Origin of the sequence: Type-D symbiont of Plautia stali (genome assembly GCF_001485335.1) — a bacterium.
In the GTDB taxonomy this organism is placed as follows: domain Bacteria; phylum Pseudomonadota; class Gammaproteobacteria; order Enterobacterales; family Enterobacteriaceae; genus Pantoea; species Pantoea vagans_C.
In genome coordinates, this window is sequence record NZ_BBOC01000189.1 from 1 (window position 1) to 1,283 (window position 1,283).

Annotated in this window: 1 protein-coding gene; it reads left to right on the forward strand. The window is 52.8% G+C overall.

Features of this window, described 5'->3' with window-relative positions; genetic code table 11:
- Positions 1 to 240: 240 nt before the first annotated feature.
- Positions 241 to 1,179, forward strand: a complete 939-nt coding sequence (locus PSSD_RS25895) for a LysR family transcriptional regulator (protein WP_058974229.1) — start codon at positions 241 to 243, stop codon at positions 1,177 to 1,179.
- The last annotated feature ends 104 nt before the right edge of the window (positions 1,180 to 1,283 follow it).

The following is a 1,283-nucleotide window of genomic DNA, read 5'->3' on the forward strand; positions in this document are numbered from 1 at the left end:
GTTGTTGGCTGGCACTTTCCAGCGTCAGTAATAGATTGCCAGCACCGTTGAACTGCTTTGCGATGACGGTGGAAGCCAAGTGCGTTGATTTCATAATCAGCCTGTCTGAACAGGGATGTCTTCAGCCTTAACGCCGCGCATACCCTTGCTTTTATCATGGCTGGAATTATTATTTTGCCGTAGTGTAAGCGTCCATCTGTTTAATTCGCATGATGCGTTGCAAAAAAGAGAGCACCCACTATGTTCGCCTTCTCCCGATTTCTGCTTTATTTCACCGAAGTGGCGCGTCAGGGTTCATTGCGCAAGGCTTCAGAGGTGTTGCACGTCTCCGCCTCGTCCATTGACCGACAGATATTACGGGTAGAAGAGCAGCTGGATATGCCGCTGTTTGAACGCCATCCATCAGGATTACGTATGACCGCAGCGGGCGAGATTCTGCTGAATGCGGCAAAAAACTGGCAGCGGGAGTTTGGGCGCGTCTGTACCCAACTGGATGATTTGCGCGGGTTACGCCATGGGCATGTGCATATCGCCACGATTGATGCTATCAACCGCGGTTTCTTCTCTTCAATACTGCAACGCATCCGCGAAGAGTATCCGGGTATTTCGTTTGCGCTTACCACCATGAGCAACATCCATATTGCCAACGCGCTGACGGCCGGCGATGCGGATTTCGGCATCATGCTTAACCCACAGAGTTCCCGTGAGTTGCTGGTGAAGTCGTTTGCCGATTTACGCCTGGGGATTGTGGTCAGCAGTCAACATCCGCTGGCAAAGCTGGAGTCCATTCGCTTTAGCCACTGCGAGTCCTGGCCGTTTATCGTGCCCGCCGCGCCGTTAATGCTGGCCGATCCGCTGGAAGCTTTGGTCAACAGTTCGGGCATTCGCCTGAATGAGGTTGGGCGTACTAATAACATTCATATGCTGCGTTCGCTGGTGCGTGACGATGTGGGCATCAGTTTGATGTGCTGGCTGGATATCGTTGACGAATACCGACGCGGGGAGTTGAAGTTCATACCGCTGATCGACACGGTGTTAAAGCCGTTCACCCTGTCGCTGTGTGTGGCGCCGCAGCGTCAGCTGTCGATTGCCGCGTCGATGATGTTACGTGAACTGGAGTCGTTTTTTGCTCTGATGCAGAACGAAGAGGCGCTGGCAGGTGTGGCACCAAAAATGTAAGGGCCACCAAGTGGCCCTACGCATTCAAGAACCCCAGCGGCTACGCAAATAATTGACCGCTTGCTGGGTCTGAGGCTGATTCAGGTAATTCTCCCGGAATAAAA

Coding starts and splice junctions, on each gene's coding strand:
- PSSD_RS25895 (WP_058974229.1), top strand. CDS start 241: ATGTTCGCCTTCTCCCGATTTCTGCTTTATTTCACCGAAGTGGCGCGT.